Here is a 25,602-nt window from a genome sequence, read left to right as displayed (position 1 = left end):
CGGGTCGGCAGGGAGATCAGATGTTGGTCAGCGTGATGCCGCCATCCACCGTCAAGGCTTGCGCGGTAATGAAGCCCGCGTCGTCGCTGGCCAGGAAGCAGATGCTGCGCGCGATGTCTTCCACGGTGCCCAGCCGGCCCAGCGGCGTGCGGGCGATGCGGTTGGCATCGCGCTCGGCGTTGCGGTTTCGCTGCGTGCCTTCGGTGGGCACGGCCGAGGGGCACACGGCATTGACGCGGATGTTGCGCGCACCCAGTTCCGCGGCCGCGGCGCGGGTGATGCCCAGGACGCCTGCCTTGATGCCGGAATAGACCACCGAGTTGGCGGCCGAGCGCAGGGCCGCGACCGACGCGACGTTGACGATCGAGCCGCCGCGCTGCGGGTCCATCACTGCCACGGCCTCCTGCAGGCCCCAGATCACGGACTTGAAGCCGACATCCAGCATGCGGTCCACGGTCTCCGGCATGATTTCCGGAATGGCCTGGTAGCGCACCCAGGCCGCGTTGTTGACCAGGATGTCGAAGCGCTTGCCGTGCTCGAATGCGCGCTGGATGGCCTCGCGAATGCCTTCGCGGCTGGCAATGTTCAGCGCGATGCCGATGGCCTGCCCGCCGCGGGACTTGATGTCCTCCACCACGGGCGTCACCAGGTCTTCCTTGAGGTCGTTCACGCAGACGACGGCGCCGCGCGCGGCCATCTGAAAGGCGGTTTCGCGGCCGATACCGGCGCCTGCGCCGGTGATGAGGGCCACGCGGCCGAGCAGATCCTGGTTCATTGGTGTTCCTTGGTTCATACAGACCGGATGAAGTCCCGGCCGACCTGGCAGGCCAGCGCGCCCGATCCGAAGGCCGCATCGAACTTCCGTACTTCGCGCAGCGCATAGTGCAAAGGGACTTCCCAGGTGAAGCCCATGCCGCCATGCAGGTGGATGGATTTCTCCAGGACGAAGGCGGCACTGGCGAGCGCGTTGGCCAGCACCGGCTGGGCACTGCGCACGCTGCCGTATTCATCCGTGCCGAGCACGCGCTGGATGCCGGCATTGGAGGCTTCCTGCAGCAGGCGCATCCGCGCCAGCAGGTGGCGCACGGCCTGCTTGGCCGACAGCGGGCGTCCGAACTGCACGCGGGTCGACATGTACTCCGCCGTGGTCGCCAGTGCGGCTTCGGCGGCGCCGTTGACGAAGCCGGCGATCAGGACTTGGCAGTCGCGCTGCAGTGCAGCGAATGTGGCGGCGTCGAGTTCGGCCAGCACCTTGGCGCCTTCGAGCGCCAGCCACGACTGGGGGTGTTCCGGGTCCAGTGCGCCGTCGTCCTGGATTTCGACGGAGCGCAGGTCGAGCAGGGCGGCTGCGCCGTGCCCGTCGGCCACCAGCACCCAGTCGCAGTCCTTGGCACAGCGGGCCTGTCCCGCCCAGCGGTCCTGCAGACTGCCTTGCAAGGCCCATGTAGCGACGCGTGTGCCGCCGGCGAGTTCCGCAGAGAGCGGAGAGCCTCCCAGCGCCTTGGCGATCAGGATGGTTTCGAGAAGCGGCCACTGCAAGCGCAGCTTGCCTGCTTCGGCCGCAATGGGCAGGGCGAACTCGATGCCCAATCCAAGGCCGCCCGCGTCTTCGAGCGCGCATACACCGCACAGCCCGGCACTGGCGAGGACCCGGGCGGCATCGCCGAAGCTGCGGCTCTGCGCATCGGCGATCGCCTCCGCCGCGGCCTGGGCGAACTCTTCGGGCTTGAGATCGTTGTCTGGGTTGCTCATCTCAGAGGTCCTTCGGCAAATTCATGATGCGCTGCGCAATGATGTCCAACTGCACTTCGGTGGTGCCGGCATAGATGGTCTCGGCGCGGGCGTACAGGTAGCCCGTGCTGAAGTGCTTGCGGGCGCGTTGCGCCAGCGCACTGGAACGGGGGTCGACGTGCGACACGACCGACAGCGCCAGTCCCATGAAGGCCTGGTGGCACTCCGACCAGAAGAGCTTGGTCAGCGAGCCGCGGGCACCGATCTTGTCGCCGGCCATCATCTGGTCCACCGTGCGCTCGACCAGGCCCTTGAGTGCGTCGATCTCGCCCACCACATCGCCGATGCGGCGCTGGTAGTAGCCGTCGTCGAGCAACTTCGACAGTTGCGGGTCGGACTTGCACGCGGCAACGAGCTGACGCAGCTCGCATTCGAAGCGCCACGCGCGGTACATGCGGTTGGTGGCGCGCTCGATCGACAAGACGCGGATGGCCGCGTTCCAGCCCTCGTCCGGGGCGCCGAGGCGCGCACTGTCCGGCACCGCCACGTTGTCGAAGAAGACCTCGGCAAAGGATTCCTTGCCGTCGATCGACTTGATCGGCACCACGCGGATGCCGGGCGTGTCCATGGGCACGGCGAACATCAGCAGCCCCCGGTGCTTGTCGGCGACCGTGCCGGTGCGGGTGAGGAGCAGGCAGTAGTGCGCCTTGGCGGCACCGCTGGTCCAGATCTTCTGTCCGTTGATGCGCCAGGTGTCGCCCTCCTGCACGGCCTTGGTCCGCAGGCGCGCCAGGTCGGAGCCGGCGTCGGGCTCGGAGAAGCCCTGGCACCAATAGTTGCGCATCGAGAGAATGGCCGGCAGGAACATCTGCTTCTGCTCTTCCGTTCCGACGGTCTGGATGATCGGCCCCGCCAGCTCCTTGCCGATCGAGCTCACGCTCTCGGGCATGGCGAGCGCGCCCACTTCCTTGTTGACGGCCAGGTGCTCCCGCAGTGTCAGGCCGAGGCCGCCATAGGCTTTCGGCCAGGTCATGCCCGCCAGGCCTGCGTCGTACATGGACGCTTCCCAGTCGCGGCACTCGTCCAGCGTCGGCGTGCGGTAGTCGATGCTGTCCGCACGCATGTGCTCGGGCAGGTTGGCGCGCAGCCACTGGCGCGCGTACTGGCGGTAGACGGCCGGACCTGCCGAAGCGGCCGGAATGGCCGGGTTCTTTTCCATGTGCATGAGGGACTTCAATGGGCGGTGGTGTTGCGGGAGGTCGGGACCATCAGCGCATCCAGCACAAGGGCACCTTCGCCCTCGGGCTTGACCAGGATGGGGTTCATGTCGATTTCCGCCACGTCTTCGGCATGGCGGCATGCAAACTCCGAAAGCCGCGCCACGGTGCGAGCGGCGGCAGCCACGTCGGCCTTCGGCTGGCCACGGGCACCGTCCAGCAGCGCGAACATCTTGAGGCCGCGGATCATGTGCAGCGCCTCGTCTTCGGAGACGGGCGCCACCTGCACGGCGACATCCTTGAGGATCTCCGCGTGGATGCCGCCCAGCCCCACCATGACGACCGGCCCGAACACAGGGTCGCGCGACACCCCGGCGATCAGCTCCACGCCGCCGCGGACCATCGGGGCCACCAGCACGCCGTCCAGCCGCGCCTGCGGTGCGTGCTTCGCGGCATTGGCAACCAGGCGGCCGTACGCGTCCCGCACGGCATCGTCGTCCTGCAGGTTCAGCGCCACGCCGCCGATCTCCGTCTTGTGGGCGATGTCTTCCGAAGCGATCTTGAGAACCACGGGGTAGCCGGTGGCCTGCGCGCTGCGCACGGCATCGTCCGCCGACGTCGCCACCGCTTCGCGCGGCACGCTGATGCCGGCAGCCGCCAGGGCCTTCTTGGCATGGAACTCGTTGCGGAACACGGCCGGGTCGACCGGGTCGACCGGCCCACCATACGCAGGGGCGCCAGGCAAGGTGGCGAGCTGGCCGAGCTTGACCAGGCCTGCCAGGCCCCGGGCTGCCGCCGAAATGCCGGGGAACACCGGGATGCCGAGCGCATTGATCTCGGCAACTGCATCGGCCGGGCCCTGGCTGATCAGGATCAGCAGGCGGTCGGGATGGCTGGCGCGAATCTTCGACAGGGCGTCGAGGTACACGCCGCGCAACCGCGGGTTGTACAGCGACAGCGCCAGCAGCAGCACCAGCGTGCTGCCGTTCTCGTCGTCCTGCAGGGCGGTGAGCATCTTCAGCAGGATGTCGGGCCGGGCGGACATCTGGGCCGATGCATCCACCGGATTGTTGGTGCCGGCGGTGGGCACGGCCTCGCGGATCAGGGCCTTGGTCGCATCGGCGAGCTGGGGCAACTTCATGCCGGCTTCCACCATGGCATCGGCCATCATGATGCCGAAGCCACCGGAAGCGGCCACCAGCGTCACGGCGTCGGTGGTGGGCAGCCGCGTGGCGCCCAGCAGGGCAACGGCATGGCCCACTTCGAGCAGCTCTTCGAACGAGCGCACGCGCAACACGCCGTAGCGGCGGAAGACGGCATCGAACACCGCGTCGGACCCCGTCAGCGCGCCGGTATGCGAAGCAGCGGCCGCCTGGCCCTGCTCGGTCGCGCCGATCTTGAGAACGATCACCGGCTTGTGCTGGCGGCGTGCCATGTCGAGCGCCTCCAGCAGGCGCCCCGCGTTGCGGCAGGTTTCCATGCAGCACAGGACGATGCGCGTGGCGGGATCGTGCGCCAATGCGGCAATGCCATCGGCCACATCCACGTCGGCTTCGTTGCCGGTGGCGATGAAGCGGCTCACGCCCAGGCCGCGATCGGCCATGTTGCGCATGGTGAAGCTGCCGATGTTTCCCGACTGCGAAACGATGCCCACCTGGCCGGCGGGCGGCATGCTTTGTTCCAGCGCGATGGAGAACGAACCGACCAGCTTGTCCACGACGCTGACGGCACCCAGGCAGTTCGGGCCCAGCAAGCGCATGCCGTGGTTGCGCGCGACCCGCACCAGCTCGGCCTGCAGCGCTGCGCCCTCGGGGCCGGCCTCGGCAAAGCCGGTCGACAGCACGGTCACGCCGCGCACGCCGCGCTCGGCACAGTCGCGCACCGCTTGCAGCGTGGCGCCGGCGGGCACGGCCACGATGGCCAGCTCCGGCGCCGCGGGCGTGTCCAGGATCGACGCGTAGGCCTGCAGGCCCTGGATGGTGCCGCCCTTGGGATTGACCGGATAGATGGCGCCCGCGTAGCCGTACTTGCGCAGCAGCTGCACAGGGCGGCCGCCGATCTTCGTGATGTCGTCGGAGGCGCCGATCACGGCCACGCCGTCGGCCTTGAAGAATGCGTCCAGCCCGGCGCCAGGGGCTGCTTGAACCTGGGTCAGCATGGTTCAGCGTCCCTTGAAAACCGGAGCGCGCTTTTCGAGGAAAGCCATGCGCGCTTCGCGAGCGTCTTCGGTCTTCGACAGCGCCATGGTGAACTCCTGCTCGAAGCGGTAGGCATCGCGTTGCGGCATCACGTCCACCATGTTGGCTGCGCGCTTGGCATAGGCGATGGCCAGCGGTGCCTTGGAGGCGATCTCGCGGGCCAGGGCCATCGTCACCGGCAGCAGGTCTTTCTCGGACAGCACGTCTTCGATGACGTTGCGCTTGAGCAGGTCGTGCGCGCTCAGGCGCTGGCCCGTGAAGAACATGCGGCGCAGGGTGGAGCGGCCGAACAAGGTCTTGAGCATCGAGGCGCCGCCCGCCAGGCCGACGTTGATCTCGGGCATGCCCACGGTCGCGTTCTCGGACGCATACAGGATGTCGCACGCGGCGGCCAGGCCGAAGCCGGCGCCCAATGCCGCACCGTTGATGGCGGCAATCACGGGCTTGGCGCACTCGCGAATGGCGTTCCCGGTCTCGCGGGTGATGCGGTTGTGCTCGAGAAAGTCGCCGGCGATCTCCGCGCTCGGGCGGTCCTTCAGGTCGGCACCTGCACAGAACACGTCGCCCGCGCCGGTGAGCACCGCACAGCGGATGTCCTCGCGTTCGGAAATGGCGTCGAAGGTGGCCACCAGCTGGCGGCGCATCTGGCGGCTCAACGCGTTGACCGGCTTGCGGTCCATGGTGACCAGGCCCACGCCGTCTGACACTTCCAAACGAACCCATTCATCGCTCATACACCACCTCTTTAAAGCCAGCTTGCTGCTGCAGAATTGCTCGATTGATTATAGAAATGACAGTCGAATTCATTTCCGATTATTCCGAGAGAGTGTTCTGCAGAAAGTGAAGCATTCGGCCAGCATCCGCCGGACGCCGGGTTGCTAACATGCGCCGGGCACTCGAATAGGGGGCGCAGAAACTTGTCCCGATCGCCCGGGTTTTTACCTACTTTTCAATCGAGTGACGGATATTTAAATCGATATCCGAGTTGCAAATAAAGGCGTGTTGAAAATGGAAATTCGGCGCTTGGGTAATTTGAAAACGGCATTGGGCGAGTGCCCGCTGTGGCATGGGGCGCATCTGTGGCTGATGGACTGCCGCCAGGGCCTGATCCTTGCGCTCGATTCCGACACCGGCGAGGTGACCGCGCGCCATGAAGCGCCGCCGCCCCTCGGCTCGTTTGCATTCAACGGCGACGGTTTCGATTGCATCGTGCTCTCGCTGAAGGAGGAAATCGCCGCGTTGAACCTTCGCACCGGGCGACTGCGCTCGCTCGCGCGGATCGAGGCGAGCAGCCCTCATCTGCGGTTGAACGACGGCATCTCGCTGCCCGATGGCAGCTTCGTGGTCGGCACCATGCATGTGTTTCGCGCGGCCGACGAGCCACCGCTGGGCGGCCTGTACCGGCTGGACACCCGTTTGCAGCTGCACAAGCTCGACGAGGGCTTGGGGGTTGCCAACGGACCTTGCGTGAATCCGGCCAACGGGCGCTTGCACGTGGCCGACAGCGCTGCGAGGGTCATCTATTCGTATGCGTTCGCGGCAGACGGAACGCTGGCAGACAAGCAGGTCTTCGTCCGCACGGAGGTCCTTGACTCCGGGCCCGATGGCTGCGCCTTCGACACCGAGGGCGGACTGTGGACGGCGCTGGTGCGCACCGGGGCGCTCGCGCGCTTCGACGGCCAGGGACGGCTCACCCACAAGATCGAACTCCCGCTGGCCCACCCGAGCGCGCTGTGCTTCGGCGGACCGCAGATGGGCGATCTGTTCGTCACCAGCATCAGCGACAGCGGCCGGCTGAGCGCATCCGGACCGTTGGACGGAGCCGTGCTCAAACTGACCGGCCTGGGCTTTCGCGGGTTCGCGCGGCCGGTATGCCGAATGCCGCTCTAGACCGCGCCCGCTGCGCGGAGGTTTCGGAGCCTGGTTATGCGAGTCCTGGGGCCTTGCCGTGCGCCGCGAAGCGCAACTCGGGGCCGGCAACGTGTTCGGCGACGAAATCCAGGAACAGGCGGATCTTGGCCGGGATGATGGGCGTGTCCAGGATGGTCGCGTACATGCCTTCGTCGAAGCCCTTGTTGCTGATGCGATAGTCGGTCAGCACCCTGACGAGCCGGCCCGCACGGATGTCGTTGTGCACCGTGTAGTCATCCAGCAGCACCAGCCCCTCGCCGAGGCGCGCCAGTTCCAGCAAGGCGATGCCGTTGTTGCTGACGTGGCGAGGCTTGAAGGCGATTTCAGCAAGCCGCTCCTCCTGCTTGAAGATCCAGGTGTATTCGTTGCCGGGCAACTCGTAGGCCAGGCAGTCGTGCTCCAGGATGTTTTCGGGAATCTGCAGGGCGGGCTTCCCGGCCAGGTAAGCGGGGCTGGCCGCGAGGTGGCGCTCGCTCTGGAAAAGCATGCGGCGCTTCACGCCGGCCTCCACCGGCGGCGAAATGCGAAAGTCGATGTCGAACTGGTTGCGCCGCAGGTCCACGGCGGCCTCGGTCAGCGTGAGTTCGACGTGGATCTCGGGGTAGAGCTTGCGGAACGCAGCGAGCAGCGGCGGCAACACGCCCAGGCCGAACATCACGCGCGAATGGACGCGCAGCAAGCCCTGCGGCGCGGAGCTGATGGCCGTGATGTTGGCCTGCAGTTCGTTGATGCGCCACAGGATGCCCTCCAGTTGCCGCGCATATTCCTCGCCCGACTCCGTCAGCGCGACCTGGCGGGTCGAGCGCAGCAGGAGCTTGACCTTCAGTTCGTCCTCGATGTCGGTGATCATGCGCGACACGCCCGTGGCCGATATGCCGAAGCGCCGCGCTGTTTCAGAAAAATTCCGCGTCTGGGAGATCGATAGAAACAGCTCCATGGCCCGCAATCTATCCATGAATCCTCCGGTTTGCGCAGTTCAGATCTGCAGTTTTTGCCATAGTCGATCCTGTTTGTCTATCTAGAATTAAGAAGCCCTTTGCTGATGCCAAAGCGGATGCTAATTTTGCGGGGAATATATGGAATTCGGCGTATTTATTTTGGCCCAGCAACGGGGCTATCACCAGACTTCGCAGCAGGTCATCGACAATTCGATCCAGCAGACCATCGCAGCCGAACAGGCCGGATTCCACAATGCCTGGTATGCGGAGCACCATTTCAACAATTATTCGCTTTCCCCGTCTCCGCTGATGATGGTGGCCCACATGGCCGGCAAGACACAGCGGATTCGCCTGGGCACAGCCGTCTGCATCCTGCCGCTCTACCAACCCGCACGTTTCCTGGCCGAGGTCGGGTTCGTGGACACGGTGTCAGGAGGCCGACTCGACCTCGGGGTGGGTTCGGGCTACCAGGAATTCGAGTTCGCCCGCTTCGGCGTGAAGATCGCCGAATCGGGCGCGATCTACAACGAGTTCCTGGACATCCTGAACAAGGGCCTGACCCAGAAGATCTTCGAGTACGACGGCCAGTTCCTCAAGATGCCGCCCAGCTCCATTGCGGTGCGCTGCGTGCAAAGCCCCATGCCGCCGGTGTGGATCACGTCTGGCAATCCGGTTTCGCTGGGCCGGGGCGTGCGTGAGAACCACAACCTGTTCGTGACCGCGCTGCTCAAGGGCAACGAAGGCATCCAGGAACTGCGCCAGCGCCTCGTGAAGGTAGCCGGCGACAACGGCAAGGACCTCGACCGCGATGTGAAGTTCGGCTTCCTGCGCTGCGCCTACGCGTCCGACAACAGCGCCGAAATCGACGCCTACCTGGACAACGCGCGCTTCCAGCGCCGCATCTCGGAAAGCCTGAAGTTCCGCCGCTCGCAATCCGACGACGGCTACATGATCAAGGAGGTTCCCTCCGAGACCGACCCGACGATGGAGCAGCTGCGCCGGAACCTGCCCGTGGGCTCGGTCAACCAGGTCATCGACAAGATGCTCGAAGAGATCAGCATCCTGCGCCCCAAGCACATCGCGCTGCAGACCCAGCTGGGGGACTTCGACCAGAAGACCATGCTCAAGCAGATCGCCCTCTGGGGCGAAAGAATCATTCCCGCCATCAACAAGGAGCTGGAGCGCAACCAGCCCGATGCTCGCGCGCTCGCCGCGTAGAGGCGGACCTTCACTATCACCCGCCCAAGAAATCGGAGACTCTTACATGATCCAAGTACCCATCAAACGACGCACCGTCCTGCTCGGCAGCATGCTGCTCGGCGCCGGTGTCGGCGCCTTTGCCAGCACGGGCAACTGGCCCTCCCGACCGATACGCCTGGTGGTCGCCGGCTCGGCCGGTGCCGGCGGCGATACCTTCGCGCGCCTGATCGCCGAGCCGCTTTCGAAAGTGCTGAAGCAGCCAGTGGTGGTGGACCCCAAGGCCGGCGCCAATGGCCTGATCGCGTGCGACGCGGTGGCCAAGGCGCCGGGTGACGGCTACACGCTGTTGTTCGCCCCCTCGTCGGCCATCCTCATCAACCCGGTGATTCACCCCAAGCTCCCTTACGACGCGGAAAAGGACCTGGTCCCGATCACGCAGATCGGCGCGGCGGGCATCCTGCTGGTTGCGAATCCGAGCATGGGCTTCAAGAACCTGAAGGACATGGTGGCCTACGCCAAGGCCAACCCCGGAAAGCTCGCCTACGGCTCATGGGGCACCGGCTCCTCCGGCCACCTGGCCATGGAAGGCATCAAGGCGCACTACGGCCTCGACATGCCCCACGCGCCGTACAAGACGCTCGTCACCGAGGTCACCGACCTGATCGCCAACAACATCAGCGTCGGCTTCACCGATATCCAATCCCCGCTTCAGCACATGCGCAGCGGCCGGCTGGTGGGACTGGGACAGACCGGTTCGCAGCGCTGGCCCGCCACGCAGGACCTGCCCACGCTTGCGGAACAGGGCTACAAGTTCGAAGCCGACGGCTGGTACGGCGTATTCGCGCCGGCAGGCACGCCTGTTGAAATCATCGATCGGCTCAACGCGGAGATCAACCGCTTGCAGAAGACCGACGAGGTGCGGCAGAAGATCGAAGGGCAGAACATGATCGTGCCCCCGGCGCGCTCTGCCCAGCAGTTCGCAGCGTCGATCAAGAAGGACGCTGCCATCTGGCAGGGCCTGGCGAAAACCACGGACCTGAAGGACAAGTAGACGGCTGGCTGCTTTTGCGGTGCCAACGACAGACCGGGCCAGAGGCTCCGGTCTTTTTTTTTGCGCCCGCGGCGATGGGCGTCCATCAGTGCGGTGGCATCCCGCACTTTTTTGCAGGACTGAATCACGCTCCTTCCATATTCCCGATCGACGAGCGCGACCGCAGAATTCTCTTCATCGCACATCCACCCAACCGACTCGGAGAAAACATGGAATTCGGCGTATTCATCCTGGCGCAGCAGCGTGGCTATCACCAGAGCTCGCAGCAGGTCATCCAGAACTCGATCGAGCAGACCGTGGTGGCCGAGCAGGCCGGTTTCAACACCGCCTGGTATGCAGAGCACCACTTCAACAACTACTCGCTCTCACCGTCGCCGCTGATGATGATCGCGCACATGGCGGCCAAGACCCAGCGCATCCGGCTGGGCTCGGCCGTCTGCATTCTTCCGCTGTACCATCCCGCGCGCTTCCTGGCCGAGGTGGGCTTCGTCGACACGGTGTCGAACGGTCGCCTGGAACTCGGCATCGGCTCGGGCTACCAGGAATTCGAGTTCGAACGCTTCGGCGTGAAGATCGAGGATTCGGGTGCGATCTACAACGAGTTCCTCGACATCATCCCCAAGGGCCTGACCCAGAAGATCGTCGAATACGACGGCAAGTTTCTCAAGCTGCCGCCCAGTTCCATCGCCGTGCGGCCTGTGCAAGACCCGATGCCGCCGCTGTGGATCACATCGGGCAATCCCGTCACGCTCGGGCGCGGCGTGCGCGAAGGCCACAACCTTTTCGTGACGGCACTTCTCAACGGTACGGACGCCATCGTGTCGTTGCGCGAGCGCCTGGACAAGGTCGCAGCGGACAACAACGCCGACCTCGACGAGGACGTGAAGTTCGGCTTCCTGCGCTGCGCATTCGCATCCGACAAGCAGTCGGAGATCGACGCCTACCTGGACAACGCGCGCTTCCAGCGCCGCATCTCGGAAAGCCTCAAGTTCCGCCGCGCGCAATCCGACGACGGCTACATGGTCAAGGAAGTGCCGTCGCCCACGGACCCGAGCTTCGAGCAACTGCGCAAGAACCTGCCCGTGGGTTCGGTCAACCAGGTGATCGACAAGATGCTGGAAGAAATCAGCATCCTGCGACCCAAGCACATCGCGCTGCAGACGCAGCTGGGCGATTTCGACCAGAAGACCATGCTGCGCCAGATCGAGCTGTGGGGCGAGAAGATCATCCCGGCCATCCGCAAGGAAGTCGAGTCGATGAATGCCGTGGCAGCCTGAAGAACGCCCGGCGATGTCCTCTCCCAATCCCTTCGACAGCCACGCCCTGCAAGGCAAGGTGGCCGTGGTCACCGGCGCTTCCGGGGGCCTCGGCCTTGCGATGTGCGAACAACTTCGCGCCATCGGCGCGCAGGTGGTGCAGGTCGACATCAGCTATCCGGCCGCGCCTGTCGAGGCGGACGGCTCGCTGAGCGTGCAGTGCGACATCGCGGACCCTGCTTCGATCACCGCGATGGCCGAGCTGACGCGTTCGCGTTTCGGCCGTTGCGATGTGCTGGTGAACAATGCAGCCATCACCTCGTCGCCCGTGCCGCTCGAGGACTTCCCGATCGCGCTGTGGGACCGCATCTTCCACGTCAACCTGCGCGGCGCCTTGTTGTGTGCGCAGGCACTGGTGCCGATGATGTTCGACCGGGAGGCGGGCAGCATCATCAACATCGCATCCATCGCAGCGCAGGTGTCCACGCGGGTGGGTGCCTATGGGCCGACCAAGGCCGCCATGCGGGCGCTGACCCATCAGATGGCTGTGGAATGGGGCCCGCGCGGAATCCGCGCCAACTCCGTCAGCCCGGGCATGATCCGCACGCCCCTGTCTGAAGTGCACTACCGCGACGAGGCCGTGCTGAAGACCCGGACGTCGAGGATTCCGGCGCGCCGCGTCGGCGTTCCCTCGGACGTCGCCGGTGCCGTCTGCTTCCTGGCGAGCGATGCGTCCACGTACATCAACGGACAGGACCTCGTGGTCGATGGCGGATTCCTCAAGGCCTCGCTGGCCAACGTCTACAACAACGCATCGTGAGCCGCACCATGGAATCGCCAAAGCGCCTGCAGAACGTGTTCGTGGTGGCCGAGCGGCCCGCCGAACTCCATGCCTTCTACGAATCGGCACTCGGGCTGCAGCTCAAGTTCCGGGACAAGGACCGATGGATCCAGTACGGGGTGGGCAACACCAGCGTCGCGCTGGCTTGCCGCGAAGAGGCACTGCCTGCGACTTCCGGCGTCGTCATGGTGTTCGAGGTGGAGGACTTCGCCGCCACCATCGAACGTGTCGCGGCCGCCGGCGGCGAGGTCCTCGGCACTCGGGACATGGGGTCGCACGGCGCGGTGCTGTCGCTGCGCGACCCCGAGGGCAACATCGTTCAACTCTTCAAACGCCAGGGGACGACGACACCATGAGACGCACGGCCGTTCCGAAGTCGAATAGCACCGCAGCCGCAGGCGAAGGTACTCCAGTGAGCCATTCGACGCCGCACATCGATGCCATCGAGCCCAAGCTGTTTCGCCAGCTGCTGGGGTGCTTTCCGACCGGGGTGGCCGTCATCACGACCAACGCCGCCGACGGACGACCCGCGGGGCTGACCTGCAATTCGTTCAGTTCGGTCTCGCTCGAGCCGCCCTTGGTACTCTTCAGCCTGCGCAAGGCGAGCAGCCTGCTGCGTGCGTTCGTGGAGGCCGATGCCTTCGCCATCAACATCCTGTCCCAGAGCCAGGACCTGCTGTCCGCGCGATTTGCATCGAGCAAGATCGTCGACAAGTTCGAAGGCGTGGCCTGGCGTGCGGGCCCGCTCGGGACGCCGCTCATCGACGACTGCCTCGCCAGCTTCGAGTGCCGTGTGCACGCGCGCCACGAGGCCGGGGACCACGAGATCTTCATCGGCGAGGTGAAGCACATGGCCACCGGTTCGGCCGACCATGCGCTGGTGTTCTACAAGGGCGCCTACATGATGCTGGCCGAATCGTTGCGCAAGGTGGTGCTCGAGGGACGACTCGGCACGGCCGACATCGACGAGGCGTACCGCTCCCTCTATGGCACGCTGCTCCGGCTGGCCTGTGAGCGGGGGTCCGATGCAGAAGTCGACGCGATCGAGGCCGCCGCCAACGAGATCGAGCAGCACCAGGGCCAGCATGCGCTGGCGCAGCGCATCGAAGCCACGGCACGCTTCTTCTCGTCGATTGCGCTGGCCGGCCACAACGAAGCGCTGCGTCTCATGGCGCAGACGATGACCACCGTCTTGCGCGAGCGCATGACGCACGTGATCCCCGTGCGCCCGAGGCCCGACGCGTTCCCGCTGCGGCACAAGGTCGTGCAATGCCTGCGGGCCCGGGATGCGGAAGGCGCAGCAAATGCGCTCGACGAGCTGATCGCGAAGTTGCGCCAGGGCGATGGCGCGCACGACGACAGCGGCGTCGTCCTGGCCCCGGCCCAACGCTGAACGCCAGGCGGGCGGCTGCCGCCCAGCCCCATCGCGGGCTGCATTCCTACGCTGCGCGAAGCGCGGTCCGACATCGCCTCCGAGCCGTCGTTCTAGCCTTTGGATCCCACGTTGGTGGAAGACACAGGAGATCGGCATGCGCGGCAAAGGGCAGGACGACGACGGTGCGATCCGTGCGATCCGTGCGGCGGCGTGCCCACTCGGAACTTCTCCGCACTGCCATGCCGCGCTGCTCTTCGCCGTTGCGGACGCGCGCTTCGTACTCCTCGGAGAGGCCTCTCACGGAACCGACGATTTCTACCGCGAGCGCGCTGCCATCACGAAGCGGCTGATCGAGGAGAAGGCGTTCGATGCGGTCGCGGTCGAAGCCGACTGGCCCGATGCACTGCGGGTCGATCGATTCGTTCGCGGCCTGTCCGATGATTCGAGCGCGCTGCAGGCGCTCGGCGATTTCCAGCGCTTTCCGGCCTGGATGTGGCGCAACCCGCCGGTGCGCGAGTTCGTCGACTGGCTGCGCGCCTTCAACCAGGGCAGGGCGCCGGAGCAGCGCGTCGGCTTCTACGGCATCGACCTGTACAGCCTCTACACCTCGATCGAGTCGGTGCTCGAATACCTCGACCGGGTCGACCCCGAGGCGGCGCGCCGTGCTCGCTCCCGCTATGGCTGCTTCGATCATTTCGCCGAGGACACGCAAGCCTATGGACACGCTGCCGCCTTCGGCCTGAGCGCCAGCTGCGAGGATGCGGCGGTGGCGCAACTGATGGAGCTGCGCGAGAAGAAGGTCCATGCCGGCGTCGACGCGCATTTCCATGCGGAGCAGAACGCGCGGCTGGTGCGCAACGCCGAGCACTACTACCGCACCATGTTCAAGGGCCGCGTGGCTTCCTGGAACCTGCGGGACCAGCACATGGCGCAGACACTGGAGGCGCTCGATGCGCACCTGAGCGCCCGGCGGTCCAGGCCTGCGCGCATCGCGGTGTGGGCCCACAACTCGCATCTGGGCGATGCACGCGCCACCGAGATGGCGAACATCGGCGAGCTCAACGTGGGCCAGCTCATGCGCGAGCGCTATGGCGGCCAGTGCTTCAATGTCGGTTTCACCACGGCCTCCGGCGAAGTCATGGCCGCGTCGGCATGGGATGGGGACGCGGAGCGCAAGCGCATCAACCCGCCGCTGGCGGGCAGCATCGAGGCGCTGCTGCACGAGACAGGACTCGGGCGTTTCGCCTTGATTTTGCGCAACCACCAGGTGCTTGCCGAGGCCCTGCGCGACGCGCGGCTTCAGCGCGCCATCGGCGTCATCTATGCACCGGCGACCGAACGGCAGAGCCACTATTTCGAGGCACGCGTCGCCGAGCAGTTCGACGCCCTGGTCCATCTGGACCAGACCTCGGCGCTGGAGTCGCTGGCGTAGCTACCGCTGCGGCGCCTGGCCGGCCGGCTGCACGATGGTGGCGCGGCCGTCGCGCGAAGTGATGGCGTCGGAGCCGCTCGAAGCGGCCGCGCCGGGCGGTGCCACGATCGTGGCGCGCCCGTCCGCGGAGGGCTGGGGCACTTCGGAAGGTGGACCGCCGCGCGCGCGGTCGAGCGCCGTGCCGGCCGCGCGGATGCAGGCTTCGCGCGCCGGCGTGGCCAGGGTGCCGTTGTTGCAGGCTGCAATGTCGCGCTCGTAGCGTCGCTGGAGCGCATCGGGGGCGGACTGGGCCGACGCGGCGACAGCGGTCGCCAGGCCGGCGCAAACGAAGAAGGTGCGGGGCAACTGGGAGGGCTTCACGGTGTTCTCCATTGCAGGGCTTCGGCAGCGTCGCACGATGCGCCGCCCGATGCTGTGCGCGGCCGCAGCGAAGGCGAGTAGGCCAAGGGCGTGCCCCGGAACGCGGCCGATGCGGTGCCGCGGATTGCCGCACCACACCTCAGCGGGCCGCTGGCTGCTCGCGAGTGCGCGGAGGCGGCCCCTCGGGAGCGTCTGCCGCGTCGGGCTGGCGGCCACGCATGCGCGCCACCATGCGATGCAGCCAGTGCTCGATGTCGTCGATGTAGGTGAAGACGGCCGGCACGACCAGCAGGCTCAGCACCGTGGAGGTGATCAGTCCGCCGATCACCGCCATCGCCATCGGCGCGCGAAAGCTGGAATCGGCCGCGCCGAGGCCCAAGGCGATCGGCGCCATGCCCGCGCCCATGGCGAGCGTGGTCATGATGATCGGCCGCGCCCGCTTGTGGCAGGCGTCGCGCAGCGCATCCCAGCGTGTCATTCCGTGGTCGCGGCGCGCCACGATCGCGTACTCCACCAGCAGGATCGAGTTCTTGGTTGCGACACCCATCAGCATGATGAAGCCGATCATCGAGGGCATGGACAGCGCCTGCTGCCCCAGCAGCAGGCCGATGAAGGCCCCGCCCAGCGCGAGCGGCAGCGCGCACAGGATGGTGACCGGGTGCAGGAAGTCCTTGAACAGCAGCACCAGCACGATGTAGATGCACAGCACGCCGGTCAGCATCGCCAGGCCGAAGCTGGCGAACAGCTCGCTCATCATCTCGGCGTCGCCGACCTCGGCCACGCGCACGCCGGGCGGCAGGTTGCGCACCGAGGGCAAGGCTTCGACCGCCTTCTTGGCGTCGCCCAGGCCCACGCCCGAGAGTTCGATCTCGAAGTTGACGTTGCGCGAGCGATCGTAGCGGTCGATGACGGCCGGCCCACCTTCCATCGTCAGCGCGGCGACCTGGCTCAGCATCACCGGGCCGCGCGCGCCAGGCACCGTCAGGCGCTCCAGCAGCGACAGGTCCTGCCGCGCCGAGTCCTCCAGCTTGACGACGATCGGCACCTGCCGCTGCGCCAGGTTGAGCTTGGGCAGCGCCTGGTCGTAGTCGCCCAGCGTGGCCACCCGCAGGGTCTCGGCGATGGCCGAACTCGTCACGCCCAGGTCGGCGGCACGCGCGAAGTCCGGCCGCACCGCGATCTCCGGCCGGATCAGGCTGGCGGTGGAGGTGATGTTGCCCAGGCCGGGGACGGTGCGCAGGTCTTTCTCGACCGCGCGCGCCGCGGTCGAGAGCGCGTACGGGTCCTCGCCGGTCAGCACCAGGATGTACTTCTCGCCCGACCCGCCGAGGCCGACGGTCGTGCGCACGCCGGGCAGGGTTTCGAGTGTCTTGCGGATGTTGTTCTCGATGCCCTGCTTGCGCGGCCGGTCGCCGCGGTCGGCCAGCTTGATGGTGAGCGTCGCCTTGCGCGTCTCCGGCGTGCCGAAGCTGGCGAAGGGATCGCCGCCCGCACTGCCGCCGCCCACCGTGGTGTAGACGCTCTTCACGTGTTCCACGGCCATCACGCGCTGCCGGGTCTCCTCGGCCATCGCCAGCGTCTGCGCCAGCGTCGCGCCCGGCGGCAGCGAAAGATAGACCTGCGTCTGCGAGTTGTCGTCGGCCGGGATGAAGCCGGTCTTGAGCAGCGGGATCAGGGCGATCGAGCCGAAGAAGAAGAGGGTGGCCAGCACCATGGTGGTGAAGCGGTGGCGCAGGCTGCGCTCGGCCAGGCGCATGTAGAAACTGAGCCAGCGCGGCTCCTTCTCGGCGCCGACCAGCGGCTTCAGGATGTAGGCCGCCATCATCGGCGTGAGCATCCGCGCCACCACCAGCGAGGCAAAGACCGCGAGCGAGGCGGTCCAGCCGAACTGCTTGAAGAACTTGCCGGCCACGCCGCTCATGAACGCCGTGGGCAGGAACACGGCAATCAGCGTGAAGGTGGTGGCGATCACCGCCAGGCCGATCTCGTCGGCGGCTTCCATCGCGGCCTGGTAAGGCGTCTTGCCCATGCGCAGGTGGCGCACGATGTTCTCGACCTCCACGATCGCGTCGTCCACCAGGATGCCGATGACCAGCGACAGCGCCAGCAGCGTGACGACATTGATCGAGAAGCCCAGCCAGTGCATGCCGATGAAGGCGGGGATGGCCGACATCGGCAGCGCGACGGCCGACACGAAGGTGGCGCGCCAGTCGCGCAGGAACAACCAGACCACGATCACCGCGAGCAGGGCGCCTTCATAGAGCAAGTGGAGCGAGCCGTCGTATTCTTCCTCCACCGGCTCGACGAAGTTGAAGGCCTCGGTGAGCTGGATGTCAGGGTGCTGCGCGCGCAGCTCGGCCAGTGCCTTCTGCACCGCGGCGCCGACCTCGACTTCGCTCGCGCCGCGGCTGCGCGCGACCTCGAAGCCAACCACGGCTTTGCCGTCGAGCAGGGCGGCGGCGCGCGGCTCCGCAATGGTGTCGGAGACACGCGCCACCTGGTCGAGCCGGATGCTGCGCCCATCCGACAGCGGGATCTGCATGTCGCGCAGCGCATCGGCGGAGCGCACGGTGGCGAGCGTGCGCACCGGCTGCTCGCTGCCGCCCAGGTCGGTGCGCCCGCCCGCGCTCTCGGTCTGCACCTGTCGCAGCTGGCGCGAGATGTCGGCCGCCGTGGCTCCGAGCGACTGCAGGCGGCCAGGGTCGAGGTCGACGTGGACCTGGCGCGTGACGCCACCGACCCGGTTGACCGCGCCGACGCCGCTGATGGCCAGCAGCTTCTTGGTGACCGTGTCGTCGACGAACCAGCTGAGCGCCTCCGGGTCCATGCGGGAGGAAGCGATGGTGAAGGCCAGCACCGGCTGTGCCGCGAAGTCGAGTTTGTTGATGACCGGATCGCGCACGTCGGCCGGCAGGTCGGCGCGCACGCGCTGCACCGCGGAGCGCACGTCGTCGACCGCTTCCTGGACCGGCTTCTCGAGGCGGAACTCGACGATCATCGTGGCCGCGCCGTCCTGCACCTTGGTCGTGATGTGCTTGAGGCCCTGCACGGTGGCGATCGAGTTCTCGATCTTGCGCGCCACGTCGTTCTCGAGCTGCGAGGGCGCCGCGCCCGGCAGCGAAACCGAGACGGTCACCGTGGGCAGGTCGATGTCGGGAAAGTTCTGCACCTTCATCGCGTTGAAGGACAGCAGCCCGGCGAAGGTGAGCAGCACGAACAGCATCACCGCGGGGATGGGGTTGCGGATGGACCAGGCGGAGACGTTCATTCAGTGGCTCGCTTTGGATGGTGAATACTCAGGGTGCACTTCGCTTCACCGGCAGCGCATCCACCACCCGCACCAGGTCCCCGTCGTTCAGGAAGCCCGCGCCCTGGACCACGATGCGCGCGTCGTCGGGCAGCTTGGTGGTGATCTCGACGCGGTCGCCCACGCGGCGGCCGGTCTCGACCTTGAGCTGGGCGACGCGGTTGTCGGGTTGGAGCAGGAGCAGGTGGTTGAAGCCGTCGCGCGGCACCACGGCCGCTTGCGGAACGGTCAGCGCGCTGCTGCGGCCGAGCTGGAACTCGCCGCGCGCGAACATGCCGGCCTTGACGGCGCTCGCCTGCTGCACGCCGGGGATGTCGACGTAGACGAGGGCATTGCGCGTCTGCGGGTCGACGGTCGGCGCGATGCTGCGCACCTTGCCGCTGACCTGGGCGCCGCTGGCGCTGGTGATCACGGCGGGGGTGCCGACGGTGACGCGGCTGAGTTCGGCGGAGGTCACCTCGGCGCGCCATTCGAGGCGGCCCTGGCGGATCAGCCGGAACAGCTCGGTCCCGGCGCCGAGCACGCTGCCCACGGTGGCGGTGCGCGCCGAGATCACGCCGTCGTCGGGTGCCAGCACCTGGGTGTTGCGGCCGCGCACCTGCTGCGCGGCCAGCACGGCTTCGGCCGCCGCGACGCGCGCCTTCGCGGTCTGCTCGGCGGTCTGGTACTGGTTGATCTGCTGCTGGCTCAGTGCGCCGGTCGCTTGCAGCGTGCGGGCGCGCGCAGCGTTGCCGGCTGCATCGGCCGCCGTGGCCCTGGCCTCCGCCAGCGAGGCGCGGGCCTGGGCCACATCGGCTTGCACGGTCTCCTGGGAGAAGGTGGCGAGGACCTGGCCCTTCTTGACCGCATCGCCGACGTTGACGCGAACTTCTGCCAGGCGCAAGCCGGTGGACTCGGAGCCGATGCTGGCCTCCTGCCACGCGGCGACGTTGCCGTTGGCGGCCAGCGTGATGGTGAGTTCGCTGGTCTCGGGCCTGGCCACCGTCACGGTGAGCGCGGGCCTCGGCTGGGCGGCGGCTTCTTTCGGCTTGCCGGCTGCGTGCTCGGCCGGCTTGCCGCGCGACCACAGGAAGGCGGCGGCCGCGAGCAGCAGCACCCCCACGGCCACGATGATGAGGAGGGTGGAACGCTTCATTCTTGTCATAGGAGCTACTTCGCCGACGTGGCGATCGAAGAGGTGCTTGTCGATTCGGTGCCCGGCCGGGACCAGCCGCCGCCGGTGGTGCGGTAGAGCGCAACCCAGGCCTCGGCGCGTTCGCGCTGCAGCGAGACGCGCGCGGTCTGCGCCGCGAACAGCGTGCGTCGCGAGTCCTCGAGCTCGAACAGGCTGGCCAGGCCGCTCTGGTAGCGCGCGCTGGTGGCGTCGAAGGAAGCCTGGTAGTTCTGTACCGCGGCGTCGGCGTCGCCCGCGCGCTGGTCGGTGCTCTGCAGGTTGATCAGGGCTTCCTCGACCTCCCGCACCGCCTGGCGCACGCTGCCGCGGTAGAGCGCGACGGCTTCGTCGTAGCGGGCTCGCGCAGCGTCCACGTTGGCAGCCAGCGTGCCGCCGTCGAAGATCGGCACGGTCAGGGCCACCGGGCCGATGCTCCAGGTGTCGACCGTCTCGCGAAAGCCGCTGGTGCGGAACTGCAGTCGGCCGATGGACCCCTGCAGCGTCAGGCGCGGGAAACGTTGCGCCAGCGCGGAGCCGGCCTCGGCGCTGGCGGCGGCGACGCCGAGCTCGCTTGCATACACGTCGGGCCGCTGGGCCAGCACCTCGGCGGGCACGCTGGCGACAGGCTGCACCCCCGGCAGCGCGCGCTCGACGGGCGCGGCGTCGAGCCGGGCCTGCAGCGTGGGGGCATCGATGCCGGTCATCGCAACCAGCGCTTGCTGGAGCAGGGCGCACTGGGCGCGTTGCTGGGTCAGCCTGGCCGATGCATCGGAGGCGCCGGCGCGCGCCAGCGCGGCGTCGGCCGGCGCGGTGAAGCCGGCGCGTGCGGACAGGTCGTTGAGGCGCGCGGTCTCGGCCCGCGAGCGGGTGTCGTCAGTGGCCACGGCGAGCTGGCGCCGGCAGGCGCGTTCGCCGAAATAGGCGTTGGCCGTCTCGGCCGCCACCGAGACCCGCGCCTCGTGCCATCGGGCCACGGTGCTGTCGAGCCGCGCCTGGTTGGCATCGCGGGTGGCGCGCAGCCCGCCGAACAGGTCGAGCTCCCAGTTGGACTGCAGGCCGGCCTGGAGCGTGGTGATCGCGGGGATCGAGGTGCTCGTCGAACCGGCACCCGTGCTGCCGGTGCCGCTCAGTCCGCCGAAGCCGCTGGTGGGTGAATTGCTGCGGCTTGCCGACGCATTGGCGTTGAGGCTGGGCGCCAGCGCCGCGCCTGCAGCCACGCGAGAGGCCCGTGCCTCGGCAATGCGCGCGGCGGCGCTCGCCACGTTGGGGCTGGCGGCCTGGGCCGCATCGATCAGCTCGACCAGGAGCGGATCGTCGAGCTGGCGCCACCAGTCGGCCAGCACGGGCAGTGAGCCGCCGTGCGGCAGGGGAGTGCTCCACTGGACCGGCGTCGGCGCCGTGACCTTCTCTGGCGGACGCGGGAGCGTGCAGGCGGAGAACGCCAAAGGGAGCGTGAAAGGAAGCGCGAAGCAGAGCGCGCGAAGCCGGGAATTCCTCATGAGGTTCCGCAAAATTTGGCGTGGCTGGCGGCCGGGTAGGTCGCGTCGCTGGCCGGATGCAGCCGCGTGGGCCGGGCAAGCCGAGCAGCATAGCAAGACGGCGCGCGCCGGCATTCAAGCCCCTACGGCGGATCAAAAAAAACTTTGCATGGCAGGTGCTCCACAGTGCTTCGCGCGACCCGCGGCGCATGAAGCTTGGATGGACATTCGGGGAACACCGCGGAACCGGCTTTGCCGGGCCGCTGGTGTTGCCCCCGGTAGGGGGCGGGCGGCTACACGAAGTGAGCCAACCTGGGGGGGAGCAACATGCTCACCGCGGAACCGGCTTTGCCGGGCCGCTGGTGTTGCCCCCGGAAGGGGGTGGGCGGCTACACGAAGTGAGCCAACCTGGGGGCGAGCTAGTATTCCGCCATGTCAGCCATCACCGCGCCTACCGCCGCACTGCCGCTCGATGCCGAAGGCATCCTGGCGCTGGCAGCGCGCTCGATGTTTCATCTTTTCTCCAGCATCAGCCAGGGCATGTTCCTGGTCGACCGCGGCGGCCGCATCGTCTGGGTCAACGAGGGCTATCGCCGCTTCCTGCCGGCGCTGGGCTTCTCGTCCATCGACCAGTTCCTCGGCCATCCGGTGGAGGAAGTGGTGCCGAACACGCTGATGCAGCGCGTGCTGGAGACCGGCGAGCCGATCCTGATCGACCTGCTGACCAACAAGGCCGGCACCTTCGTGGTGAGCCGTATTCCGCTGCGCGAGGAGCGCGAGGATGGCGCGGCCGGCGCGGTGATCGGCGCCATCGGGATCGTGCTTTTCGACCACCCCGAGGACACGCTGCAGCCGCTGATCAGCAAGTTCGCGCTGCTGCAGCGCGACCTGGACGATGCGCGGCGGGAGCTTGCCACCCAGCGCAACAACCCGATCTGGCAGCACTCGGCCGATGGGCAGCGGCGCTCCAAGTACACCTTTGCCAGCTTCATCGGCGCCAGCCCGGCGGCGGTGGAGGTCAAGCGCCACGCGCGGCGCGCGGCGCAGTCTTCCAGCCCGGTGCTGCTGCTGGGGGAGACCGGCACCGGCAAGGAACTGCTGGCGCATGCGATCCATGCCGCCTCGGCCCGGGCCCGCAACGCCTTCGTCAGCGTGAACATCGCGGCGGTGCCCGACACGCTGCTGGAGGCGGAGTTCTTCGGTGTCGCCCCTGGCGCGTACACCGGTGCGGACCGCAAGGCGCGCGAGGGCAAGTTCAAGCTGGCTGACGGCGGCACGCTTTTCCTCGACGAGATCGGCGACATGCCGCTGGCGCTTCAGGCCAAGCTGCTGCGCGCCCTGCAGGAGGGCGAAATCGAGCCGCTGGGTTCGAACAAGCTGGTGCCCTTCGACGCGCGCGTGATCGCCGCCACCTCGCGCGACCTGCCGGCGCTGGTGCGCGAAGGGCGCTTCCGCGAGGACCTGTTCTACCGCCTCAACGTGCTGCCGGTGCGCGTGCCGCCGCTGCGCGAGCGGCGCGCCGACATCCCGGCGCTGGTCGAAGCGCTGGGGGAAGACATGGCGCTGCGCAGCGGCGAGGCCCCGCCGGAGCTGATGCCGGACGCGCTGGCGCTGCTGGCCGCTCAGCATTGGCGAGGCAACATCCGGGAGCTGCGCAACGTGCTCGAGCAGGTCACCATGCGCAGCGACTCGCAGCGCATCGACGCGGCGCAGTTGGAGCGGATCCTGCGCGAGACAGGGCAGGAGAAGATCGCCGCGCCCGATCCATTGCAACCGGCCCCTGGCACGGCCGCGGCCGACGACAAGGCGCTGCTGCTGCGCCCGCTGGCCGAGCAGGTCGCGGAGCTGGAGCGCAAGGCGATTGCCGCTGCGATGGCGGCGACGGGGGGCAACAAGCTGGCGGCGTCGCGGCTTCTGAAAATCTCGCGTGCGACCTTGTATGAACGCCTGGAAAACCCTGACTGAAAAGAGTGCAGTTGACTGAAATTCGGGCAAAAGGAGTGTCCTGCTTTCAGTCTTTTCGTTCGCAGTCTGCGGGAAAGTCCCCGGCCGCAGCTGAGGCCGCAGTTGGCACGAAGTGTGCAATATTCAGTCATCCATCCCTCAGGAGACAAAAGAATGCACCGTCGCCATCTGGTCGCCCTCGCCACCGTTTCAGCAGCTCTGGGCGCCACCGCGCTGACCACCCCTGCGCTGGCCCAGTCCAACGAGATCCGCATCGCGCACATCTACAGCAAGACCGGCCCGCTGGAAGCCTATGGCAAGCAGACGCAGACCGGCCTCATGATGGGCCTGGACTACGCCACCGGCGGCACGATGGCCGTCAACGGCAAGAAGATCGTCGTCATCGAGAAGGACGACCAGGGCAAACCCGATCTCGGCAAGTCGCTGCTGGCAGCGGCCTATGCGGATGACAAGGCCGCCTTGGCGGTCGGCCCCACCTCCTCGGGCGTGGCGCTGGCGATGCTGCCGGTGGCCGAGGAGTACAAGAAGATCCTGCTGGTCGAGCCCGCCGTGGCCGACTCGATCACCGGTGACAAGTGGAACAAGTACATCTTCCGCACCGGCCGCAACTCGAGCCAGGACGCGATCAGCAACGCGGTCGCGCTCGACAAGCCGGGCGTGAGCATCGCAACGCTGGCCCAGGACTACGCCTTCGGCCGCGACGGCGTGAAGGCCTTCAAGGAGGCGATCAAGAAGGCCAAGATCGTCCATGAGGAATACCTGCCGCAGAACACGACCGACTTCACTGCCGGCGCGCAGCGTCTCATCGACAAGCTCAAGGATCAGCCGGGCCGCAAGGTGATCTGGATCGTGTGGGCAGGCGCCGGCAACCCTTTCAAGATCGCCGACCTCGACCTCAAGCGCTACGGCATCGAGATCGCCACGGGCGGCAACATCCTGCCGGCCATGGCCAGCTACAAGCAGTTCCCGGGCATGGAAGGCGCGACCTACTACTACTTCGGCATCCCGAAGAACCCGGTGAACGAGGCGCTGGTCGCGGCCCACTACAAGGAATTCAAGACGCCTCCGGACTTCTTCACCGCCGGCGGCTTCAGCGCGGCCATGGCGGTGGTGACGGCGCTCAAGAAGACGGGCGGCGACACCGGCACCAACAAGCTCATCTCGACGATGGAAGGGATGACCTTCGATACGCCGAAGGGCCCGATGACCTTCCGCAAGGAAGACCACCAGGCGCTGCAGAGCATGTACCACTTCAAGATCAAGGCCGACCCGGCCTTCGCCTGGGGCGTGCCGGAACTGGTGCACGAGATCAAGGCGTCGGAGATGGACATTCCGATCAAGAACAAGCGCTGAAGAAACGCATTCCGGACGCAGAGGACGCATTGCGTCCGGAACCCCCGCATCCTCCTTTTCTCCAGTTCATGCTCGAAACCAGGGATCTGACGATCCGCTTTGGTGGCCATGTCGCGGTCAACGCCGTGAGCTGCGCCTTCGCGCCCGGCACGCTGACGGCGATCGTCGGTCCGAACGGTGCCGGCAAGACCACCTTCTTCAATCTCATCTCGGGGCAGCTCAAGGCCAGCGCCGGCACGGTCTCGCTAGACGGGCAGTTGCTCTCGGGGCTGGGCGCCTCGGCGCGCACGCGTGCGGGCCTAGGGCGAGCCTTCCAGCTGACCAACCTCTTTCCCAACCTCACGGTGCTCGAGAACGTGCGCCTCGCCGTGCAGGCCACGCGCGAGGGGGCGCACCGGCGCGGGCTCAACCTGTGGAGCATCTGGAGCGACCATCGCGCGCTCACCGAGCGGGCCGACCGGATCCTGGCCGACGTTGCGCTCAAGGCCAAGGAGCATGCGACGGTTGCGAGCCTGCCGCATGGCGACCAGCGCAAGCTGGAGGTGGCGCTGCTGATGGCGCTGGAACCCAAGGTGTTCATGTTCGACGAGCCGACGGCGGGCATGAACGCGGCCGAGGCGCCGGTCATCCTCGACCTGATCCGCGCGCTCAAGAAGGACCGGAGCAAGACCATCCTGCTGGTGGAGCACAAAATGGACGTGGTGCGCGAACTGGCGGACCGCATCATCGTGCTGCACAACGGGCAACTGGTGGCGGACGGGGAGCCGGCGGAGGTGATTGCTTCGCCGGTGGTGCAGGAGGCGTACCTGGGCGTCGCGAAGGAGGCTGCATGACGG

Annotated in this window: 21 protein-coding genes; 11 read left to right on the top strand and 10 right to left on the bottom strand. The window is 67.2% G+C overall.

Annotated elements, in window-relative coordinates; translation table 11 throughout:
• Window positions 1-16: 16 nt before the first annotated feature.
• The 5 genes from E5CHR_RS16175 to E5CHR_RS16155 are packed head-to-tail and all read right to left on the bottom strand — an operon-like array spanning window position 17 to window position 5,880.
• The gene (locus E5CHR_RS16175) at window positions 17-775 is read right to left on the bottom strand and encodes an SDR family NAD(P)-dependent oxidoreductase (protein ID WP_162580799.1); all 759 of its coding nucleotides are present in this window, start codon (window positions 773-775) and stop codon (window positions 17-19) included.
• A 14-nt stretch (window positions 776-789) separates the two neighbouring features.
• Entirely contained in the window at window positions 790-1,752 is a 963-nt protein-coding gene (locus tag E5CHR_RS16170) for an acyl-CoA dehydrogenase family protein (RefSeq protein ID WP_162580798.1), read from the bottom strand.
• A 1-nt stretch (window position 1,753) separates the two neighbouring features.
• Entirely contained in the window at window positions 1,754-2,956 is a 1,203-nt protein-coding gene (locus E5CHR_RS16165; protein WP_162580797.1) for an acyl-CoA dehydrogenase family protein, read from the bottom strand.
• A gap of 8 nt (window positions 2,957-2,964) precedes the next feature.
• Window positions 2,965-5,106 (bottom strand): acetate--CoA ligase family protein, encoded by a 2,142-nt coding sequence (locus E5CHR_RS16160; protein ID WP_162580796.1) that lies wholly within the window; start codon window positions 5,104-5,106, stop codon window positions 2,965-2,967.
• Between the two features lie 3 nt (window positions 5,107-5,109).
• Complete coding sequence (locus tag E5CHR_RS16155) at window positions 5,110-5,880, bottom strand: enoyl-CoA hydratase/isomerase family protein (RefSeq protein WP_162580795.1); 771 nt, start codon at window positions 5,878-5,880, stop codon at window positions 5,110-5,112.
• Between the two features lie 274 nt (window positions 5,881-6,154).
• On the opposite strand from E5CHR_RS16155, the gene E5CHR_RS16150 reads away from it, so the two are divergent.
• The gene (locus tag E5CHR_RS16150) at window positions 6,155-7,036 is read left to right on the top strand and encodes an SMP-30/gluconolactonase/LRE family protein (protein WP_162580794.1); all 882 of its coding nucleotides are present in this window, start codon (window positions 6,155-6,157) and stop codon (window positions 7,034-7,036) included.
• A 34-nt stretch (window positions 7,037-7,070) separates the two neighbouring features.
• On the opposite strand, the gene E5CHR_RS16145 is transcribed toward E5CHR_RS16150, so the two are convergent.
• Entirely contained in the window at window positions 7,071-8,012 is a 942-nt protein-coding gene (locus tag E5CHR_RS16145; protein WP_162580793.1) for a LysR family transcriptional regulator, read from the bottom strand.
• Between the two features lie 121 nt (window positions 8,013-8,133).
• Here E5CHR_RS16145 and E5CHR_RS16140 point away from each other — a divergent pair, with 121 nt between their 5' ends.
• From E5CHR_RS16140 to E5CHR_RS16110, 7 genes are all read left to right on the top strand, one after another.
• Entirely contained in the window at window positions 8,134-9,213 is a 1,080-nt protein-coding gene (locus E5CHR_RS16140; RefSeq protein ID WP_162580792.1) for an LLM class flavin-dependent oxidoreductase, read from the top strand.
• 46 nt (window positions 9,214-9,259) lie between these two features.
• A complete protein-coding gene (locus E5CHR_RS16135) occupies window positions 9,260-10,246 on the top strand; it encodes a Bug family tripartite tricarboxylate transporter substrate binding protein (RefSeq protein ID WP_162580791.1) in 987 nt (328 codons plus the stop codon).
• Window positions 10,247-10,455: 209 nt separating this feature from the next.
• Window positions 10,456-11,523 carry an LLM class flavin-dependent oxidoreductase gene (locus E5CHR_RS16130; RefSeq protein ID WP_162580790.1) on the top strand — a complete coding sequence of 356 codons (1,068 nt, stop codon included), beginning with the start codon at window positions 10,456-10,458 and terminating at the stop codon, window positions 11,521-11,523.
• 13 nt (window positions 11,524-11,536) lie between these two features.
• On the top strand, window positions 11,537-12,322 hold the full coding sequence (locus E5CHR_RS16125) for an SDR family NAD(P)-dependent oxidoreductase (protein ID WP_162580789.1): 786 nt from the start codon (window positions 11,537-11,539) through the stop codon (window positions 12,320-12,322).
• 8 nt (window positions 12,323-12,330) lie between these two features.
• Window positions 12,331-12,699: a VOC family protein gene (locus tag E5CHR_RS16120; protein WP_162580788.1), complete on the top strand. Its 369-nt coding sequence runs from the start codon at window positions 12,331-12,333 to the stop codon at window positions 12,697-12,699.
• A complete protein-coding gene (locus tag E5CHR_RS16115) occupies window positions 12,696-13,736 on the top strand; it encodes a flavin reductase (protein ID WP_162580787.1) in 1,041 nt (346 codons plus the stop codon). Before E5CHR_RS16120 ends, E5CHR_RS16115 begins: the two co-directional genes overlap by 4 nt.
• 136 nt (window positions 13,737-13,872) lie before the next feature.
• A complete protein-coding gene (locus E5CHR_RS16110) occupies window positions 13,873-15,150 on the top strand; it encodes an erythromycin esterase family protein (protein WP_162580786.1) in 1,278 nt (425 codons plus the stop codon).
• Here E5CHR_RS16110 and E5CHR_RS16105 read toward each other — a convergent pair whose 3' ends face one another.
• The 4 genes from E5CHR_RS16105 to E5CHR_RS16090 form a co-directional block, all read right to left on the bottom strand.
• Window positions 15,151-15,510 (bottom strand): hypothetical protein, encoded by a 360-nt coding sequence (locus tag E5CHR_RS16105; protein ID WP_162580785.1) that lies wholly within the window; start codon window positions 15,508-15,510, stop codon window positions 15,151-15,153. It abuts the gene before it with no gap.
• A 139-nt stretch (window positions 15,511-15,649) separates the two neighbouring features.
• On the bottom strand, window positions 15,650-18,778 hold the full coding sequence (locus E5CHR_RS16100; protein WP_162580784.1) for an efflux RND transporter permease subunit: 3,129 nt from the start codon (window positions 18,776-18,778) through the stop codon (window positions 15,650-15,652).
• A gap of 28 nt (window positions 18,779-18,806) precedes the next feature.
• Window positions 18,807-19,961, bottom strand: coding sequence for an efflux RND transporter periplasmic adaptor subunit (locus tag E5CHR_RS16095; protein ID WP_162580783.1), 1,155 nt, complete (start codon window positions 19,959-19,961; stop codon window positions 18,807-18,809).
• Window positions 19,962-19,966: 5 nt separating this feature from the next.
• Window positions 19,967-21,469, bottom strand: a complete 1,503-nt coding sequence (locus tag E5CHR_RS16090; RefSeq protein ID WP_162580782.1) for an efflux transporter outer membrane subunit — start codon at window positions 21,467-21,469, stop codon at window positions 19,967-19,969.
• A gap of 411 nt (window positions 21,470-21,880) precedes the next feature.
• Between E5CHR_RS16090 and E5CHR_RS16085 the strand changes: the two genes are divergently transcribed.
• From E5CHR_RS16085 to E5CHR_RS16075, 3 genes are all read left to right on the top strand, one after another.
• Window positions 21,881-23,413 (top strand): sigma-54 interaction domain-containing protein, encoded by a 1,533-nt coding sequence (locus E5CHR_RS16085; RefSeq protein ID WP_162580781.1) that lies wholly within the window; start codon window positions 21,881-21,883, stop codon window positions 23,411-23,413.
• A gap of 153 nt (window positions 23,414-23,566) precedes the next feature.
• A complete protein-coding gene (locus E5CHR_RS16080; protein WP_162580780.1) occupies window positions 23,567-24,766 on the top strand; it encodes a substrate-binding domain-containing protein in 1,200 nt (399 codons plus the stop codon).
• Between the two features lie 68 nt (window positions 24,767-24,834).
• Window positions 24,835-25,599, top strand: coding sequence for an ABC transporter ATP-binding protein (locus tag E5CHR_RS16075; protein WP_162580779.1), 765 nt, complete (start codon window positions 24,835-24,837; stop codon window positions 25,597-25,599).
• The last annotated feature ends 3 nt before the right edge of the window (window positions 25,600-25,602 follow it).

Source organism: Variovorax sp. PBS-H4 (assembly GCF_901827205.1).
Taxonomy (GTDB): Bacteria; Pseudomonadota; Gammaproteobacteria; order Burkholderiales; family Burkholderiaceae_C; genus Variovorax.
This window is presented reverse-complemented; position numbering and strand designations above follow the sequence as displayed.

Bases quoted from the DNA above. Each gene is read 5' to 3' on its own strand.
- E5CHR_RS16175 (WP_162580799.1), bottom strand. From the start codon at position 775: ATGAACCAGGATCTGCTCGGCCGCGTGGCCCTCATCACCGGCGCAGGC.
- E5CHR_RS16170 (WP_162580798.1), bottom strand. From the start codon at position 1,752: ATGAGCAACCCAGACAACGATCTCAAGCCCGAAGAGTTCGCCCAGGCC.
- E5CHR_RS16165 (WP_162580797.1), bottom strand. From the start codon at position 2,956: ATGCACATGGAAAAGAACCCGGCCATTCCGGCCGCTTCGGCAGGTCCG.
- E5CHR_RS16160 (WP_162580796.1), bottom strand. From the start codon at position 5,106: ATGCTGACCCAGGTTCAAGCAGCCCCTGGCGCCGGGCTGGACGCATTC.
- E5CHR_RS16155 (WP_162580795.1), bottom strand. From the start codon at position 5,880: ATGAGCGATGAATGGGTTCGTTTGGAAGTGTCAGACGGCGTGGGCCTG.
- E5CHR_RS16150 (WP_162580794.1), top strand. From the start codon at position 6,155: ATGGAAATTCGGCGCTTGGGTAATTTGAAAACGGCATTGGGCGAGTGC.
- E5CHR_RS16145 (WP_162580793.1), bottom strand. From the start codon at position 8,012: ATGGATAGATTGCGGGCCATGGAGCTGTTTCTATCGATCTCCCAGACG.
- E5CHR_RS16140 (WP_162580792.1), top strand. From the start codon at position 8,134: ATGGAATTCGGCGTATTTATTTTGGCCCAGCAACGGGGCTATCACCAG.
- E5CHR_RS16135 (WP_162580791.1), top strand. From the start codon at position 9,260: ATGATCCAAGTACCCATCAAACGACGCACCGTCCTGCTCGGCAGCATG.
- E5CHR_RS16130 (WP_162580790.1), top strand. From the start codon at position 10,456: ATGGAATTCGGCGTATTCATCCTGGCGCAGCAGCGTGGCTATCACCAG.
- E5CHR_RS16125 (WP_162580789.1), top strand. From the start codon at position 11,537: ATGTCCTCTCCCAATCCCTTCGACAGCCACGCCCTGCAAGGCAAGGTG.
- E5CHR_RS16120 (WP_162580788.1), top strand. From the start codon at position 12,331: ATGGAATCGCCAAAGCGCCTGCAGAACGTGTTCGTGGTGGCCGAGCGG.
- E5CHR_RS16115 (WP_162580787.1), top strand. From the start codon at position 12,696: ATGAGACGCACGGCCGTTCCGAAGTCGAATAGCACCGCAGCCGCAGGC.
- E5CHR_RS16110 (WP_162580786.1), top strand. From the start codon at position 13,873: ATGCGCGGCAAAGGGCAGGACGACGACGGTGCGATCCGTGCGATCCGT.
- E5CHR_RS16100 (WP_162580784.1), bottom strand. From the start codon at position 18,778: ATGAACGTCTCCGCCTGGTCCATCCGCAACCCCATCCCCGCGGTGATG.
- E5CHR_RS16095 (WP_162580783.1), bottom strand. From the start codon at position 19,961: ATGACAAGAATGAAGCGTTCCACCCTCCTCATCATCGTGGCCGTGGGG.
- E5CHR_RS16090 (WP_162580782.1), bottom strand. From the start codon at position 21,469: ATGAGGAATTCCCGGCTTCGCGCGCTCTGCTTCGCGCTTCCTTTCACG.
- E5CHR_RS16085 (WP_162580781.1), top strand. From the start codon at position 21,881: ATGTCAGCCATCACCGCGCCTACCGCCGCACTGCCGCTCGATGCCGAA.
- E5CHR_RS16080 (WP_162580780.1), top strand. From the start codon at position 23,567: ATGCACCGTCGCCATCTGGTCGCCCTCGCCACCGTTTCAGCAGCTCTG.
- E5CHR_RS16075 (WP_162580779.1), top strand. From the start codon at position 24,835: ATGCTCGAAACCAGGGATCTGACGATCCGCTTTGGTGGCCATGTCGCG.